This is a genomic window from Kitasatospora sp. GAS204B, assembly GCF_029892155.1.
GTDB lineage: Bacteria > Actinomycetota > Actinomycetes > Streptomycetales > Streptomycetaceae > Kitasatospora.
Genome location: NZ_JARZAG010000008.1, coordinates 65,586 through 81,231, shown reverse-complemented (window position 1 = coordinate 81,231; position 15,646 = coordinate 65,586). Strand labels below are relative to the sequence as shown.

The 15,646-nt window shown below is 72.9% G+C and carries 15 protein-coding genes; 5 read left to right on the top strand and 10 right to left on the bottom strand.

What is annotated here, in order from left to right; all coding sequences use genetic code 11:
* Positions 1-18: 18 nt before the first annotated feature.
* Both P3T41_RS13260 and P3T41_RS13255 read right to left on the bottom strand, forming a co-directional pair.
* Entirely contained in the window at positions 19-411 is a 393-nt protein-coding gene (locus P3T41_RS13260) for an SCO5389 family protein (RefSeq protein WP_280689990.1), read from the bottom strand.
* A gap of 230 nt (positions 412-641) precedes the next feature.
* Entirely contained in the window at positions 642-2,693 is a 2,052-nt protein-coding gene (locus P3T41_RS13255) for a transglycosylase domain-containing protein (RefSeq protein WP_280689989.1), read from the bottom strand.
* A 129-nt stretch (positions 2,694-2,822) separates the two neighbouring features.
* Between P3T41_RS13255 and P3T41_RS13250 the strand changes: the two genes are divergently transcribed.
* A complete protein-coding gene (locus tag P3T41_RS13250; RefSeq protein ID WP_280689988.1) occupies positions 2,823-3,473 on the top strand; it encodes a DedA family protein in 651 nt (216 codons plus the stop codon).
* 61 nt (positions 3,474-3,534) lie between these two features.
* On the opposite strand, the gene P3T41_RS13245 is transcribed toward P3T41_RS13250, so the two are convergent.
* Positions 3,535-3,720 (bottom strand): hypothetical protein, encoded by a 186-nt coding sequence (locus tag P3T41_RS13245; RefSeq protein ID WP_280689987.1) that lies wholly within the window; start codon positions 3,718-3,720, stop codon positions 3,535-3,537.
* Between the two features lie 195 nt (positions 3,721-3,915).
* Between P3T41_RS13245 and P3T41_RS13240 the strand changes: the two genes are divergently transcribed.
* Positions 3,916-4,266, top strand: a complete 351-nt coding sequence (locus tag P3T41_RS13240; protein ID WP_280689986.1) for a hypothetical protein — start codon at positions 3,916-3,918, stop codon at positions 4,264-4,266.
* Positions 4,267-4,281: 15 nt separating this feature from the next.
* On the opposite strand, the gene P3T41_RS13235 is transcribed toward P3T41_RS13240, so the two are convergent.
* Together P3T41_RS13235 and P3T41_RS13230 are read right to left on the bottom strand one after the other, a co-directional pair.
* Complete coding sequence (locus P3T41_RS13235; protein ID WP_280689985.1) at positions 4,282-6,378, bottom strand: prolyl oligopeptidase family serine peptidase; 2,097 nt, start codon at positions 6,376-6,378, stop codon at positions 4,282-4,284.
* Between the two features lie 82 nt (positions 6,379-6,460).
* Positions 6,461-6,907, bottom strand: coding sequence for a MarR family transcriptional regulator (locus P3T41_RS13230; RefSeq protein WP_280689984.1), 447 nt, complete (start codon positions 6,905-6,907; stop codon positions 6,461-6,463).
* Between the two features lie 206 nt (positions 6,908-7,113).
* On the opposite strand from P3T41_RS13230, the gene P3T41_RS13225 reads away from it, so the two are divergent.
* Positions 7,114-7,473 carry a hypothetical protein gene (locus tag P3T41_RS13225; RefSeq protein WP_280689983.1) on the top strand — a complete coding sequence of 120 codons (360 nt, stop codon included), beginning with the start codon at positions 7,114-7,116 and terminating at the stop codon, positions 7,471-7,473.
* Positions 7,474-7,543: 70 nt separating this feature from the next.
* On the opposite strand, the gene P3T41_RS13220 is transcribed toward P3T41_RS13225, so the two are convergent.
* From P3T41_RS13220 to P3T41_RS13200, 5 genes are all read right to left on the bottom strand, one after another.
* Entirely contained in the window at positions 7,544-8,137 is a 594-nt protein-coding gene (locus P3T41_RS13220) for a hypothetical protein (protein ID WP_280689981.1), read from the bottom strand.
* 63 nt (positions 8,138-8,200) lie between these two features.
* Positions 8,201-9,145 (bottom strand): glycosyl hydrolase family 28-related protein, encoded by a 945-nt coding sequence (locus P3T41_RS13215; RefSeq protein WP_280689980.1) that lies wholly within the window; start codon positions 9,143-9,145, stop codon positions 8,201-8,203.
* A gap of 219 nt (positions 9,146-9,364) precedes the next feature.
* Positions 9,365-10,960: a sigma-70 family RNA polymerase sigma factor gene (locus P3T41_RS13210; protein ID WP_280689978.1), complete on the bottom strand. Its 1,596-nt coding sequence runs from the start codon at positions 10,958-10,960 to the stop codon at positions 9,365-9,367.
* A gap of 152 nt (positions 10,961-11,112) precedes the next feature.
* The gene (locus tag P3T41_RS13205) at positions 11,113-12,465 is read right to left on the bottom strand and encodes an ATP-binding protein (protein WP_280689976.1); all 1,353 of its coding nucleotides are present in this window, start codon (positions 12,463-12,465) and stop codon (positions 11,113-11,115) included.
* A gap of 103 nt (positions 12,466-12,568) precedes the next feature.
* A complete protein-coding gene (locus P3T41_RS13200) occupies positions 12,569-13,246 on the bottom strand; it encodes a response regulator transcription factor (protein WP_280689975.1) in 678 nt (225 codons plus the stop codon).
* A gap of 493 nt (positions 13,247-13,739) precedes the next feature.
* On the opposite strand from P3T41_RS13200, the gene P3T41_RS13195 reads away from it, so the two are divergent.
* A complete protein-coding gene (locus P3T41_RS13195; protein WP_280689974.1) occupies positions 13,740-14,849 on the top strand; it encodes a glycosyltransferase in 1,110 nt (369 codons plus the stop codon).
* Positions 14,846-15,604 carry a polysaccharide deacetylase family protein gene (locus P3T41_RS13190; RefSeq protein ID WP_280689972.1) on the top strand — a complete coding sequence of 253 codons (759 nt, stop codon included), beginning with the start codon at positions 14,846-14,848 and terminating at the stop codon, positions 15,602-15,604. Before P3T41_RS13195 ends, P3T41_RS13190 begins: the two co-directional genes overlap by 4 nt.
* Positions 15,605-15,646 lie beyond the last annotated feature (42 nt).

Below are 15,646 nucleotides of genomic sequence, written 5' to 3'. Positions count from 1 at the left end.
ATGCGGCCGCTCGCCGGTTCAGCAACTGCGCAGCTCGGGCGTCTGGTTGAGCAGCTGCGCGCGCATCGACACGAACGACTGGTACGCCGCCCCCTGCTCCGCCCCGACCGGGAAGACCGCCACCCGGTGGCAGTTCATGAACGCCAGCCGCACCCCGAAGTGCCGCTCCAGGCTGCCTCGGATCGAGTCGCTCGCCATCGCGCGCAGCAGCTGCCCACGCTCGGCGTCCGACGGCGGCTCCTCGTGGTTGTCCGCGAACGGCGCCCCGCCGGAGGCCAGTTCGCCGGTGAGTCGCTCGACCATCTGGTACGCGAAGGGCAGCGAGTCGCGGACGGTGGCGACGAAGTCGGCTTCGGCCACCTCCCCAGCCTCGGCCTGGGCGAGCAGCTCGGGGGAAACGGTGAGGGACATGCGGAGGCTCCGATCATCAGCACAGTAAGAAATGAAATCCATTTCCACTTACCGCCACTGATCGTGGCCCAGACCTGACGCCCTGTCAACCGACACCCCGACCTCGGCACCCCGACGCCCCGGCGGCCCGTACCCCGACGCCCGCCCCCCTCCACCCGCCCCACGCAAAAGCCGCCCCGGACCCCGACGCGAGGTCGGTGCCCGGAGCGGCCGCGATGCCCGGAAAGCGCTTACTGCAGCGGCACCGAAGGCAGCGAGCTCGGCGGCGTCCCCTGCAGGGCCCCGCTCATCGCACCGTTCCAGATCGGCCCGGCCAGCGTGCCGCCGAACGCCTGCGCGACGTACTGCCCGCCGATCCGCTGCCCGTCCAGCGAGGTCGTGCCGTTGTCGTCACTGACCACGGTGGCTCCGGACAGCTCGGGCGTGTAGCCGACGAACCAGACCTGGTTGCCGTTGTTGGTGGTACCGGTCTTGCCCGCGTTGTCGCGGTCGGTCAGGCCGGCCGGCGCGCCGGTGCCGTCCTGCACCACGCCCTTCAGCATGGTGCTCACGGTGTCCGCCGTGTTGGCCGACATCACCTGGCTGCACTGGCTCTGCGGCACGTCCACCGACTTGCCGTCGGCGTTGGTCACGCTGGTGATCGCGGTCGGCGCGCAGTAGGTGCCGTGCGCGGCGAAGGTGGCGTACACGCTGGCCATCTCCAGCGGGGTCAGGTCGTTGCTGCCCAGCGCCATCGAGGGCACCACCTGGAGCTTCTCGCCGCCCGCCTGCTGGGTGATGCCCATCTTGTTGGCCATCTGCGCGACGTTGCACAGCCCGGCGTCCGCCTCCAGCGAGGCGAAGTAGGTGTTCACCGACTGCGCCATGGCCGGCCCCATGGTGAACGGGCCGACCAGCGAGGTGCTGTCGTTGTGCACGGTGCTGCTGGGGTTGGACTTGAACTTGCCGCCGTTGCAGTCGGTCATGGCCGGCCACGGCATGCTGTACGGCGAGGGGTAGGACTGCGAGGGCACGATGCCGTTCTCCAGTGCCGCGGCCGCCACGATCGGCTTGAAGGTCGAGCCGGTCGGGAAGCCCAGGCCGCCGCCCATCGCCTTGCCGACGTTCAGGTTGATCTGGGTCTGGTTGGCGCTGACGCCGTACGGCCGGCTCTGGCCCATCGCGATGATCTTGCCGGTGCCGGGCTGCACCTCGGTCATCGCGGTCGCCGCCTTGTCGGTGGCGTAGACGTGACTGGTCACCGAGGACTGCAGGGCGGCCTGCGCCTTGGGGTCGAGCGTGGTGTGGATCTGCAGCCCGCCGCGCTGCCACAGCGCCTGCCGGGCCGCCGAACTCGAGCCGAAGGCCGGGTCGGCGAGCACCTGGTTCTTCACGTAGTCGCAGAAGAAGCCCTCGCCCTGCTGCGCCGTGATGCACCCCTGCTGCGGCTTGCTGACGTTCAGCGTGATCGGCGTGTTGATCGCGTCGTCGGCCTGCGCCTGGGTGATCGTCCCGTACTGCGCCATCTTCTTCAGCACGGTGTCCCGCCGCTCCTTGGCGGTCTTCGGGTTGACGATCGGGTCGTACCCGGTGGGCGACTGCACCATGCCGGCCAGCAGCGCGGCCTGCGGCAGCGTGAGGTCCTTGGCGTGCACGCTGAAGTACCGCTGGGAGGCGGCCTCGATCCCGTACGCCTGCTCACCGAAGAAGGTGATGTTCAGGTAGTTGGTCAGGATCTGGTCCTTGCTCAGGGTCTGCTCGACCTTGATCGCGTACTTCATCTCCTTGATCTTGCGACCCACGTTCTGCGCCTGGGCCGCCTGCACCGCCGCCGGGTCGTCCCCCGCCTCCTCGACGAAGACGTTCTTCACGTACTGCTGGGTGAGCGTCGAGGCCCCCTGGGTGCCCGAGCCCGAGGCGTTGTTGTTCAGCGCCCGCAGCACGCCCTTCACGTCGATCGCGCCGTGCTGGTAGAAGCGGTTGTCCTCGATGTCCACCAGGGCCGACTTCATCAGCGGGGATATCTGGTCGCTCGGCACCACCGTGCGGTCGCGGTCGTAGACGGTGGCGATCACGCCGCCGTTCGCGTCGTAGATCGTGGAGGCCTGCGACAGCGGGGGAGCAGTGAAGTCGTCGGGCAGACTGTTGAAGTCGCCGACGGCGCTCTTCGCGCCCAGTCCGACCCCGCCTATCGCAGGCAGTGCCAGCCCCGCGGTGAGTGCGCCGGCCACCACGCTGACGCCCAGGAACGTGGCGGTGAGCTTGGTTTTGTGGACGAACGAGCCCTTGTGCGACGAAGACATGCATCGAAGCCTATGCACGAAAGATGAGTAAATCGGACCAATCGGCGCGCGGTAGATGTCACAAGCCTGCGACAATATGCCCCAAATGATCACCAAGGGGTTGGATCATGAGAGCGGAGGTATCGCCCCATGATCGCCACCACGCCACCGCACACCCCGGTACTGCCGGGCCCACTGGCCGCGCTCGCCCCGTTCCTCTCGCACTACGGCTACCTGGCCGTCGGCCTGCTGGTGCTGCTGGACAACGCCGCCATCCCGGTCCCCGGGCAGACCGTGCTGATCCTCGCCGCCGTCTACGCCGGGGCCGGGCAGCTGAACCTCGCGGCGGTGATCGTGGTCGCGGTGGTCGCCGCGGTGGCCGGCGGCTGCGTGGGCTACCTGCTGGGCCACTACGGCGGGCAGGCCCTGGTGCACCGCTACGGGCGCTACGTCGGGCTGACCGGCGCCCGGCTGCACAAGGCCGAGGACTTCTTCGAGCGCAACGGCGGCAAGGTGGTCCTGGTCGCCCGCTTCATCGACGGGCTGCGCCAGACCTTCGGCATCATCGCCGGCACCACCGGGATGCCCTGGCGCCGGTTCCTGCTCTGGAACACGCTGGGCGCACTGCTCTGGGTCGGCGTCTGGAGTACGGCGGGCTACCTGGCCGGCAGCAACATCGACCAGGTCTACCGGACGGCGCTGCGCTACCAGCTCTACCTGCTACTGGCCGTCGCCGCGCTGCTGCTCGCCCTCGGCGCCCGGCACGCGCTGCGCTGGTACGAACGCCGACGCCGCCGCTGAGGGGTACGGCCTCAGCGGCGGCGGCGGCGTGGCGTGGCGCAGGTCGCGCGGTCCGTTCGCGTCAGGGGAGCACTCGCTCAACGGCGGCGGCGCCCTCCCGCTCCAGCTTCAGGCGCGCCTTCTCGATCAGTTCCGGGGTCGGGTCCTGGCCGGTGGCCATCACCAGGTCGACCGGGTCGATGGGGTGCTCGGCACCGGTGTGCAGCAGGCGGTCGGGCGTGGGCGACTCGTCGATGGGCTCGGACATGGGAGGCCTCCGTGGTTCGGGGCGTTGTCGGCCGGATGGCCCTGCTCTCCCGAGTGTGGAGCCGAACCGGTGGCGCGCGCACCTCCGACGCGCCCGAACTTCCGTTCGGCACGGCCGGACTTCCGCCTTCGCCGGTTCGCCCCCTTGGCCGCGTTGAGCACGCCCCGGCACCCGGGGCGTGCGTAACCTGCGGTCATGACCAGCCACGATGTGACGTCCCGGGTCGGGGCGCGTTCCCGGGAGCAGGTTGAGAGCGCGCTCGCGCGCCTGGAGTACATCGGCGACACCCCGTTCGAGCCCTCGCACGCCCGCGAAGGCGCACTGGACGGCTACCGCTGGGCGCTCGGCCAGAGCCGGCTCGCGCCGATCACCGCCAGCGTCGCCAGCGGACCCGAGGGCCCCTGCCCGGCCCAGCTCGGTGCCGAGCAGCAGGCCGCCCAGGTCCGCGAGCTGGACGTGCGGTTGGCGGACGAGGTGCGCGACCACGCCCGCGGCGTGCACGACGCCATCGCCTGGATCTCCGGGCGCAGCGACGTGCAGCCGTAGCGACGGGGGCCTGCGTTACCGCAGCCCCAAGTGGCGCCGGAGGAAATCCAGTTGGTGGCCGAGCAGCTGCGGGAAGAGCGGGGACCCCGCGCCCGCGTGCGTGACACCGCTCAGCGGAAGCACCTCGTGCGGGCGGCCGGCGGCCAGCAGGGCGGTGGACAGGCGCAGCGTGTTGGCGGCGAAGACGTTGTCGTCGGCCAGCCCGTGGATCAGCAGCAGGGGGCGGGTCAGCTTCGGCGCTTCGAGAACCGGTGAGCAGGCGTCGTACCAGTCCGGGTGATCCTCGGGCATCCCCAGGTAGCGCTCGCGCCAGTGGCTGTCGTAGAGCCGCTGGTCGCTGACCGCCGCGCCGGCCACCGCCGCGTGGAAGACGTCCGGGCGGCGCAGCACCGCCAGCGCGGCCAGCCCGCCGCTGAACGACCAGCCGCGGATCGCGACCCGGCCCAGGTCCAGTTCCGGGTGCCGCTCCGCGACCTCGTGCAGCGCGGTGATCTGGTCGTCCAGCACTGGCTGGAAGATGTCGCCGTAGATCTCCCGCTCCCAGGCGGGGCCACGCCCCTGGACCCCGGCGCCGTCGGTGACCAGCACCGCGAATCCCTGCTCGGCGAACCACTGCGAGACCAGCGCCTGCGAGGACTGCTGGACGAGCACCTTCTGGATCGCCGGGCCGGCGTACGGGTCGAGCAGCACCGGCAGCGGCGCGTCCCCGGGCCGGTGCCAGGACGGCAGGAAGAGCACCGTCCGCAGCTCCCGCGGCCCCACCGCCGCGAACTCGGCGCGCAGCGCCAGCACCGGTGTCTCGACGTACGAGGCGACCGCCAGGGTGGCCCGCCCCGTCCGCCGCACGATGGTCCGCGAGCCGGCGTGTGCGAGCGTGCGGGCGGTGTGCACCAGGGTGCCGGCGCGCAGCACGCCGCGGTGGACGCCGGGCTCCTCGCTCAGCCGCCGGGCGCCGTGTTCCGGGTGGTAGGACCAGAGGTGGATCTCGGTGGGTTCCTCGGAGGCGGTGAAGAGCACGGTCTCGCCGTCCGTGCCGAGCACCTCGCGCAGCTGGACGCCGGGGTCGGTGACCGGCTTGCCGGCCACCGTCAGCCGGCGGGTGTCGCTCTCGTCGACGGACCCGAGCAGCGCGCCGCCGGCCGTCCGGGCGGGCAGCCCGGGCAGCAGGTGGACCCAGGGGGAGTCGCGCTGCTCGTCCAGCAGGGTGGTCGTACCGTCGGCCGGGTCGATCGCCAGCAGTCGGAGGCTGCGCTGGTCGCGGCTCTGCACGCTCACGAACGGGCCGTGCGCGTCCCAGCCGGCGGCGGGGACGTACTCGTGGGCCTGCCGGTCCCAGCGCACCTCGTGCCGGGTGCCGTCCAGCTCGGTGAGCCAGAGGGTGACATCGGCGTTGGTGCTGCCGGCCGCCGGGTAGCGCATGGTGCGCGGCGGCTTGCCGGGGTCGGCCGGATCGGCGATGTGCCAGCGCAGCACGCTGGAGTTGTCCACCCGGGCGACCAGTAGCCGCTCGCCGTCCGGTGCCCACCAGTAGCCGCGGTGGCGATGCATCGACTCGCCGGCGACGTGCTCGGGCGCGCCGAAGGTCACCTCGGAGCCGTCCGGCCCGTCGGGGGCGGCCAGCGCGCGGTCGCCGGTGCCGTCGGCCGCTATCACGCGCAGGGTGCCGCCGCTCAGGTAGGCGATCCGGCGGCCCGTCGGGTCGGGTCGCGGGTCGACCACCGGGCCCTCGGCGGGCAGCCGGCGGGCGGTGCCGCTGCCGGTGTCCACCGTCCACAGGTTGCCGGAGAGGGCGAAGACGGCCAGTCGGCCGGCCGTGTCGGTGGTGAAGCCGACGATCCCGCCGCGCGGTTCCCGGCTGCGCTCGCGCCGGGTCCGCTCCTCCTCGGAGAGCTGCTCGGCGCTGCCGCCCAGGAGCTCGGCCGGGTCGACCAGCAGGCGCTCCCGCTCGCTGTCGAGATCGAGTGCCCAGAGGCAGCCGATCGGATCGTCACCGGCGCGGCTGCGCAGGAAGAGGACCGAGGCGCCGTCGGGGGCCACGGAGAAGTGCTCGGCGGCGCCGGAGGTGAAGCCGCGGGTCCGGGTCAGCTGGTGGGGCAGCGAGATGGTCGACATGCTGAGACTCTGTCACCTCGCCGGCGGGCGACGGGTGACGGGGGCTTGGCGGGGTTCGCGGCGGGCGCGCGGCGGCCGGTGGTCAGTGCGGCAGGCCCAGGCTCGCGGCGAGGGTCCCGAGGACGGCGTTCAGTGCCTGCCGGGTCGGCTCGTCCAGCTCGGCGGTCAGCTCGGCGTCCAGCTCCTGGGCGGCCGTGGTGCACCGTCCCAGCAGCTCGTGGCCCTGCTCGGTCAGCACCAGCTGCTGGCGGCGCCGGTCGCCCGGGTCGCGCAGGCGCCGCACGGCGCCCAGCACCTCCAGCCGGTCGGCCATCGCGACCACCAGGCTCGGCGCCACCCCCAGGAGCCGGGCCACCTCCAGCTGCGAGGCGGGGCCGCCGTCCTGGAGCAGGTGCAGCAGCCCGACGTCCTTGAGCTTCAGGCCGAACGTCTCGATCCGCTCGGTGAAGCGGTTGGTGGTGAGGGTGCCGATGGTGCCGAGCCGGAAGGAGACCGTTGCGGTGAGGGAGACGGGCTGAGCGGCGTTCATGCAGGGAACGGTAGCATGTCAAAACCGTTCCACTTGAGAACAATAGGGTGATTGGGACGGACGAGTGACGGCCAATCTGGTCGTCCGGGGTGCGGCGGCCGTCTGTCAGGGCCAGGCTGTGCACATGGACGGAGTCGAGCGGCCACACAGGGTGACCGATGCCGATCCGCCCAGAACCCTGGAGATCTCACCCTGGAGCTGAGCCGATGACCTCGGACCTGACATCCCACCAGCTCACCGCCGCCCGGCCGCCGATCCCGATCGACTACCACCCGATCGACGGCCCCGCCCAGCAACTGCTGGTCAGCGGTGAGCAGCTGCATGCCAACGCCTGCCTGTACTGCGGCACGGACCAGCAGCAGCTGCACACCGCCGGACACGCCTACACCCACAGCGGCGGCCTCGCCTGGGTGGTGGTGGCCTGCGCCGCCCACCTGGCCCTCGGCCGGGCCGAAGTGCAGGCGGCGAACGCGGCGCAGGCCGCCGGCGCCGCGCAGGCCGCTCCGGCGGTGCACCTCGGCGGTGCGCAGCCGCCGGGGCCGGATGAGGCGGTGCGGGTGAGCTGACGGTCCGTCGAGGTCCTGCCCTGAGGTTGGGGCAGGACCCGTTCTGTGTCCGCTCACCGATCTCCGCGGCTCAGGGCTTCTCGGCAGCCGCGGCCTGGCGCTCGTGCAGCTGCTCGTCGTAGAGGCTGGTCGGGCCGGCCGGGGTGCCGGCGGACTCCAGCTCGCCGTCGGTGCCCTTCAGGACGGAACCGGTGCAGCCGATCGCCCAGTTGTGCGCGGTTGGCGGGTTCTGGACCTCGAAGCCCGTGGTCCTGCAGTTCCAGGCGGTGCTGTTGGCGTCCGACCAGCCGTGGCCGGTGCCCCGGGTGCCATTGTCGACCATCAGCAGGCTGCCCTGGATGTTGACATCGTCGTAGAGCGTGCCGCTGCCCCACCGCTCGTGGCCGCCCGCGTCGTAGCTGACGTCGGTGGTGGTGGCGGTGCAGTGGGAGAAGACGTTGGGGCCGGCCTGGCGGCCCTCGGTGACGAAGGCGTGGATCTTGGCGGCGGTCAGGGTGCAGTCCTGGATCAGGTTCTGCTGGCCCTCCAGCAGGTAGCCGAAGGAGCGGGCGGAGGTGCCCAGGTAGGTGACCATGTCCAGCGCCGAGGTGTGCACCTCGGAGATCCGGCGGCTCTGCTCGCTGGGCAGCGCGACGCCGTAGTCGCCGTAGTGGTGCGTCGTCACATTGCTGACCCAGCTGTCCTCGACGGCGTTGAAGACGGCGAAGCCCGAGTTGTAGAAGTCCTTCTAGTAGTTCGGGTCGGCTGCCATCGCCTGGCCGTCGGAGCTGAGGTTCTCGATGCCGACGTGGTTGATCCGCGGGAAGCTGTAGTGGTAGACGCTTGCCTGGGTGTACTGCTTCTCCAGTGCGGTGGTCAGCGGGGCGTCGAAGGTGATCTCGTCGCCCTGGATCGCGGTGATCGTGCGCTCCGAGCGCAGGCTCCAGTTGGGGGTCCAGGTGCCGTTCATCCCGATCGCGTCGATCCAGGCCTGGGTGGTCGGCCGCTCGATCACCACCTGGTCGCCGACCTTGAAGCCGGCGGTGCTCTGCATGGTGAGCGAAGTGGCGCCGACCGGGACGTAGGTGTCGGTGACCGGCTGGGGCGTGCCCAGCGTCTGGTAGCGGGAGTCGCCACCGATGGTCAACAGGGTTCGGGCGGAGGCGTTCTGGGCGACCAGGCTGGTCTGGCCGGCGTCGGTGCCGGCGCCGCGCAGCACCACGCCCGAGGCGTTGATGGTCAGGCTGCCGGCGATCTGGTACTTCCCGGGCGCGAGTTGGACGGCGCCACGGAAGCCGTTCGGGTCGAGCGGGAGCGCTGCGGCCTTGTCGAGCGCGGCCTGGATGGCGGCGGTGTCGTCGTTGCCGCTCGGGGGCGGGACGGTGACCTTCGTCGGCACGGTGGGCAGCGGGACGCCGCCGCCGGCGTAACCGGCGGCGGAGTAGTCGGGAATCCGGTTGCCCTGGGCGTCCTGGCCGTACGTCAGGTGGCCGGGCGTGTAGCTGATCCACTTGCCGGTCGGGCCCGGGGTGCCGGGCGCGGGGGAGCCGGTGGCACCGGGCTGGGCCGGGTGCGAGGTGACCCCCGCCAGCGCGGAGCTCTGGGCCACGGCGTAGGCGGAACCGGCCGTCAAGGTCACTGCCGCGGCGAGCGCCAGACGTCGTCGGCGCGAACGCTTCCGGGCGTGGGTCATCGAGTCTCTCCTTGCACGGTCGGTCGGCGGCTTGGGGAAGGCGGCCGCCGGCGACCATGCTGGAGTCTGACGATCAGTCGGGTAAAGCTGAGAGGGCCGCGTTCATCGGATCTCCTCGCAATCCAACCGGGCCTGTGACGTTGTTTGGCGGATGTTTCACCGGTAAACCTCCGACCTCTTGCCTACTGACCGATCAGTTGCCAGCGCTGGCAGCGTCGTTCAGGCCGGCGCGCCGAAGTCCTGGGTCCACCAGGGGCCGCCGGTGCCGAGGTGGATCCCGACGCCCATCTCCTTGAAGCCGCAGTTGAGGATGTTCGCCCGGTGGCCCGGGCTGTTCATCCAACTGTCCATCACCGACGCCGGATCGGCCTGGCCCTGGGCGATGTTCTCGCCCCAGCTGCTCCACTGGTAGCCGGCCGCGTCGATCCGCTGCTGGGGGCCGGCGCCGTCGGGGTTGGTGTGGTCGAAGAACTGACGGGCCGCCATGTCGTCGGACTGGCCCTGGGCGGCCGCCTGGAGCTTGCTGTTGGCCGTCAGCGGGCCGCAACCGTGTTGCGCGCGCTGGGCGTTGACCAGGTCGAGCACCTGCTGGGCGTAACCGGCCACGCTGGGGCCGGTGTTGCCACGCGGCGCGGCGATGCTGGGGGCGGGCGGCGGCGCGGGCGAGGCGGTGGCGGTGGGGGACGGCGAGGGGGACGCCGTCGGGGAGGGGGCGACGGACGGCGCGGTGCTGGACGCCCCCTCCACCACCGCCGTGCCCGGGGCGACCAGGGAGGCGGGCCGGGCGCTGGTGGTCGACGCCGCGAGCGGCCGCGCGGCGCTGTGGGAGCTGGGGCCCAGCCCGCTCCAGACCAGGCCGGTCGCCGTCACGGTGGCGAGGGTGCCGAGCGCCAGCACGGCGAGCGCCTTGGGCCCGCGCGGGCGTGGTGCCCGGCGCCGGCCACCGGCCGGGCGGCGGCGCGTGCCGTGGCCCGGCCGGTGCCGGTGGGAAGCGCTTGCCGCGTGGCTCGACCCGGCGGTGCTCGCGGTGGCCTGGGCGTGCAGGTGGCGGGGGAGCGGCAGCAGGGCCAGTCCGGCCAGCAGCCCCTCGGCCGGGACCAGGTCGCTGGCCCGGCCCTGGCAGGTGGCGCAGTCCGCGGCGTGCCGGACGATCCGCTTGCGCCACAGGGTGCCGGGGGTGCCGTCCCAGTCGGCGGTGAGCGCGTCCAGCTGCGGGCAGGCCGGGCGGGTGGCCAGCGTCCGGACCACCACCCGGGCGGTGTCCAGCCGCTCCTTGACCCGCTGCACCCGCACCGCGGTGTGCTGCGGGCTCAGCTCCAGGGCGGCCGCGAGCTCGGCGCGGCTCAGCTCACCCGCCGCCTCCTGCCACCAGAGCGCGAGCAGCTCGCGGTCGGCCGGGTCCAGCCAGCGGGTGGCCTCGGCGACCTCGCGCCGCTGGCCGGACAGGCCGAGCCGGGTGATGGTCAGCCCCACGAAGTCGGCGGCCGGGTCCGCCAGCTCGCGCGCCTCGTCCAGCCCGCCGCCGTCCTGCGCGTTGCGGGTGCTCTGCTGGGCGCGGTGGCGGTGGCGCACCTGGTTCAGCGCGATCGCCACCAGCCAGGAGCGGAAAGCGCTTGCCTCGCGCAGCTCGGGCAGGCCGTCCACCGCGCGGAGCATGGTCTCCTGGACCACGTCGTCGGTGTCCGGGTGCCCGTTCAGGGCGCGTCCCACGATGTTGTAGACGAGGGGCAGGTGTCCGGCGATCAGGTCCTGGCAGGCGCGCTCGTCCCCGGCCCGCGCCCGGCCCACCACGTTCTCGTCCGCAGCCGTGTCCACCCGTGCCCACCCTCTCCGTCAACCGACCTGTCCACTCTGGGAGACCCGCCCGGGGCCGGCCGATAACGGAAAACTCCCCGTGGATGAAGTTGGTCGCCGCAAGGATCCTAGGGCCTGTCGTCTGGGGGTGGGTGACGGAGCGGTGGCCCGGCTCAGTTGCCCGGCGCGGCTGCCGCCAGGGGCAGCCGGACCACCAGGCGCGCACCGCGTGGGGCGGGCTCGGCGGTGAGGGTGCCGTGGTGGTGCTCGGCCAGGTCGCGGGCGATGGCCAGGCCCAGGCCGGTGCCGCCGTGGTCGCGGCTGCGTGCGTCATCGAGCCGGGTGAACCGCTCGAAGACCCGCTCGCGGTCCGGCTCGGGGATGCCAGGACCGTCGTCGGTCACCTCCAGCACCGCCTGCCGCGCGGTCGGCTCGGTCCGCAGCACCACGCCGACCCGCTGTTCGGCGAAGCGCTGGGCGTTGTCGAGCAGGTTGGTCACCACCCGGGTCAGCCAGAGTCCACTGCCGGCCACCTCGATCCCGGGCGCGAGTTCCGTGTGGATCGGCAGCCGGTCCCCGCGCCGCTTGCGCACCGCGTCGTCGACCAGGTCGCTGAGGTCCAGCCGACCGTTGGGGCGGGGCTCGGCCGCGTCGATCCGGGCCAGCAGCAGCAGGTCGGCGGCCAGCTGCTGGAGCCGCTCGGTGTCCTCCAGCGCGCCCAGCAGCAGCTCGGGTCGCAGCTCCGGGTCCGGCACCGCGAGCGCCACCTCCAGCTGGGTGCGCAGCACCGCGATCGGGCTGCGCAGCTCGTGCGAGGCGTCCGCGATGAACTGGCGCTGGCGCTGACCGGAGGACTCCAGCCGGTCCAGGGTGGCGTTCATGGTCAGCGCGAGCCGGGCGATCTCGTCGTGGGTCTGCGGCACCGGGACCCGGCGGTGCAGGTCGCGGTCGCTGATCTCGGCCACCTCGGTCCGGATCGCCTCCACCGGGCGCAGCGCCCGCCCGGTCACCCACCAGGTGACCCCGGCGACGGTGAGCAGCAGCAGTGGCATGCCGACGGCCAGGGCCGCCGAGGTGGTCGAGTCGGCGGCGTCGGCGTCCCGCAGTGAGGTGCCGGCGTAGACAGTGACCAGGCCGTCGTTGGTCTCGGCGGTGACCTGCACCACCCGCTGCCGGTACTCCTGCCCCAGCGCGCCGACGTCCAGCGTGCTGAGGACGGTGCCGGGCGCGGTGGGGCGGTCGGCGGACACCGGCGGCCGTCCGGTCAGGTTCTGACTGGACGTCAGGACGATGCCCTGCTCGTTCACCACCTGGAGGAAGTCGGCCCCGTGGGTGGGCGGCAGCAGCGGGTCGAGCCGTCCGGCCTCGGCGAGTCGGGCCACCGCGGTGGCCTGCGCCTCGGCGTCGCTCTCCGCGTTGTGCAGCAGGTTGGCGTCGAGCAGGCCGAGCAGCGAGAGCGAGGCGATGGCCAGCGCGATCGCGACCACCGCGCTGGCCCCGATGGTGGCCCGGGCCCGCACGGTCATCGGCCGCAGCCGGCCCAGACCGCGCCGCCGTGGCCCGGGTGCTGCCGTCCCAGGTGTGGCCGCCGGTGCCGCGGTGCCGGGTGCCGACGCGCCCGCGGCGGCCTCAGCCACCGTCGGCCGCCAGCCGGTAGCCGGCTCCTCGGACGGTCTCCAGCGCCGCACGCCCGAACGGCGCGTCGATCTTCCGCCGCACCGCGCTGATGTGCACCTCCACCACGTTCGGATCGCCCTCGAAGGCGCTGTCCCAGATCTGCTCCAGGATCTCCCTCTTGGGTACCACCTCGCCCACCCGCCGGGCCAGGCACTCCAGCACCGCGAACTCGCGCGCGGTCAGCTTGATCGGCACCCCGCCCCTGGCGCAGCTGTGCCGGGCCGGGTCGAGGATCAGGTCGCCGAACTCCAGGGTCTGCGGCCGGCGCCGCCCGGTGCGCCGGGCCAGTGCGCGCAGCCGGGCCACCAGCACCACGTAGGAGAACGGCTTGGAGAGGAAGTCGTCGGCGCCGGTGTCCAGTGCCTCGGCCTCGTCGTACTCGCCGTCCTTGGCCGTGAGCATCAGGATCCCGGCCTCGTTGCCGGCCGCCCGCAGCCGCGCGCAGACCCGGTAGCCGTTGACCCCGGGCAGCATGATGTCGAGCACGATCACGTCGTAGTCGTGCTCGCCCGCCAGCCACAGTCCTTGCGGCCCGTCGTGGGCCACGTCGACGGTCATGCCCTCGGCCTGCAGCCCGCGCTGCAGCGCCGCGGCCAGCCGCCGCTCGTCCTCCACCACCAGTACACGCATGCCACCAGGATCCCAGGCGACCGAGGCGGTTTGCTGAAGACGGCTTCAGCTTCCTTCAGCTCCGCTTCAGGTGGCGGCCACCATGCTGTGGCGCGGCAGTTCGACGGGGCGGGTGGGCAGTGACGGTCAGCAGCAGTTCTGACTACGGACACCTGGTGTCCGGCCTCCGGTCAATCGGACTCCCGCTGGGCGGCCTAGCGTCCGTGCCTGACCGGCGAGCCGCCGGCTCGGGCCGACGAGCTGGACCGGCTCCGACAGGGATCTCGGAGCCGGTCCGTCAGGTTTTCCCGGACCCAGGTCCGGCACGGGGCGACGGGGGTACCCACCGCAACGGCGCCGGGCGGTCGGTTCCCGGGCGGTCACGCGTACGCGCGACGGCCGAGGGTCGACCGGGCCGTACGCCCGGTGGTCCCAGCACATCCGTGAGACGCAGTGAAGTCGCGGGTGCGGCTTCCGCCGTCGGCGGTTGCGGCGCCCGCCTGGAAGGAGCCTGATGCGGTCGACTCAGCCGCGCCGGATCACCGTCGTGTCCGCGAGCGTGGGGGCGGGCCATGACGGTGCCGCCCGCGAACTGGTCCGCCGCCTGGAGGCGGCCGGCTTCGACGCCGATTGCCACGACTTCCTCGACCTGCTGCCGCCGGGCTGCGGTCGGCTGCTGCGCGGCAGCTACGCGCTGGAGCTGAAGGTCGCGCCGTGGGCCTGGGGCTGGATGCTGCACGGGCTGGAGAACCACCAGGGCTCCAAGTCGCTGGTCGGCACCCTGTTCGCGAAGGCCGCCGCGCGCCGGACCAGGAAGCTGGTCGGCCCCGACGTCGGCGCGGTGGTCTCCACCTACCCGCTGGCCAGCCAGGCGCTCGGGCGGCTGCGGCAGCGCGGTGAGCTGCAGGTGCCGGTGGCCACCTTCCTCACCGACATGTCGGTGCACCCGCTCTGGGTGGCCGAGGGCGTCGACCTGCACCTCGCGCTGCACCCGGTGGCCGCCGACCAGGCGCAGGGCCACGGCGCCCGGCTGGTGGAGATCTGCGCCCCGCTGGTCGGCCCGGCCTTCCGCCCGGTCCGCTCCACCGCCGAGCGGCAGCGCGAGCGGGTCCGCTTCGGGCTGCCGCTCGACGAGCCGATAGCGCTCATCACCGCGGGCTCCTGGGGAGTCGGCGAGGTCGAGCAGACGGCCAGGGAGATCGCCGCCTCGGGAGTGGCCGTCCCGGTCACCGTCTGCGGCCACAACCAGGCGCTGCGCGACAAGCTGGTGGCGAGCGGGACCGGGGTGGCGCTCGGCTGGGTGGACGACATGCCGGCCCTGCTGCGGGCCTGCGACGTGGTGGTGCAGAACGCCGGCGGGCTCACCTCGCTGGAGGCGATGGCCAGTGGCGTTCCGGTGGTCAGCTACCGTTGCCTGCCGGGCCACGGGGTGACCAACGCGGCCGCACTGGACGAGGCCGGGCTGGCCGTGTGGATCCGTGACGAGCAGCGGCTCGGCAAGACCCTGATCGACGCGCTGGCCGGCGTCTCGGTGCCGCGCCGCCGCCCCGCCCCGGGGGCCGACGACCTGGTGGCCGCCCTGGCGGGAGGGCTGCCCGCACCGATCCTGGAGGTGGCCTCGTGAAGCCCGATCGTTCCCCGGCGACCCGTGCTGCGGCGACCCGTTCCCTGGCGACCCGTGCGCTGGCAGTGACCGCCGGCGCCCTCGCGGTGGGTCACAGCCTGCCCGCGCTCACCTCGCTCGGCCCGCTGCGTCCGCTGCTCGCCCCGAGGCTGAGCGGCCCGGGCGACGCCGGGCACGTCGCGCTGACCTTCGACGACGGCCCCGACCCCGCCTCCACCCCGCTCTTCCTGGAGGAGCTGGCGAAGACCGGGACCAAGGCGACCTTCTTCCTGCTCGGCCGGATGCTGCAGCGGGCCCCCGAACTCGGCCGCGAACTGGTCGACGCCGGACACGAGGTGGCCGTGCACGGCTGGGCGCACCGCCCGCTGCTGGTCCGCTCGCCCCGGGCGACCCGGGACGACGTGGCCCGGGCCCGCGACCTGATCGCCTCGGTCACCGGCGAGGAGCCGCGCTGGTACCGCCCGCCGTACGGGGTGCTGAGCGCCTCCGCGCTCTACGCGGCCCGCGAGAACGGGCTGCGCCCGGTGCTCTGGACGCACTGGGGCCAGGACTGGACGGCGCGGGCCACACCCGACTCGGTGCTGCGCACCCTCACCAGGGCCCCGCTGGCCGGTGGCACCGTGCTGCTGCACGACTCGGACTGCACCTCGGCGCCGCAGGCCTGGCGGTCCACGCTCGGTGCGCTGCCCCGGCTGCTGGACATGTGCGCGGAGCAGGGGCTCAAGGTCGGGCCGCTGCGCGAGCACGGTTTCTGACAGGGGAACCTGACAGGAAAGGGGAGTTGACGGACGGTCGGC

Coding starts and splice junctions, on each gene's coding strand:
- P3T41_RS13245 (WP_280689987.1), bottom strand. CDS start 3,720: ATGTCCGAGCCCATCGACGAGTCGCCCACGCCCGACCGCCTGCTGCAC.
- P3T41_RS13240 (WP_280689986.1), top strand. CDS start 3,916: ATGACCAGCCACGATGTGACGTCCCGGGTCGGGGCGCGTTCCCGGGAG.
- P3T41_RS13205 (WP_280689976.1), bottom strand. CDS start 12,465: ATGACCGTGCGGGCCCGGGCCACCATCGGGGCCAGCGCGGTGGTCGCG.
- P3T41_RS13255 (WP_280689989.1), bottom strand. CDS start 2,693: ATGTCTTCGTCGCACAAGGGCTCGTTCGTCCACAAAACCAAGCTCACC.
- P3T41_RS13200 (WP_280689975.1), bottom strand. CDS start 13,246: ATGCGTGTACTGGTGGTGGAGGACGAGCGGCGGCTGGCCGCGGCGCTG.
- P3T41_RS13225 (WP_280689983.1), top strand. CDS start 7,114: ATGACCTCGGACCTGACATCCCACCAGCTCACCGCCGCCCGGCCGCCG.
- P3T41_RS13215 (WP_280689980.1), bottom strand. CDS start 9,145: ATGACCCACGCCCGGAAGCGTTCGCGCCGACGACGTCTGGCGCTCGCC.
- P3T41_RS13250 (WP_280689988.1), top strand. CDS start 2,823: ATGATCGCCACCACGCCACCGCACACCCCGGTACTGCCGGGCCCACTG.
- P3T41_RS13260 (WP_280689990.1), bottom strand. CDS start 411: ATGTCCCTCACCGTTTCCCCCGAGCTGCTCGCCCAGGCCGAGGCTGGG.
- P3T41_RS13195 (WP_280689974.1), top strand. CDS start 13,740: ATGCGGTCGACTCAGCCGCGCCGGATCACCGTCGTGTCCGCGAGCGTG.
- P3T41_RS13235 (WP_280689985.1), bottom strand. CDS start 6,378: ATGTCGACCATCTCGCTGCCCCACCAGCTGACCCGGACCCGCGGCTTC.
- P3T41_RS13230 (WP_280689984.1), bottom strand. CDS start 6,907: ATGAACGCCGCTCAGCCCGTCTCCCTCACCGCAACGGTCTCCTTCCGG.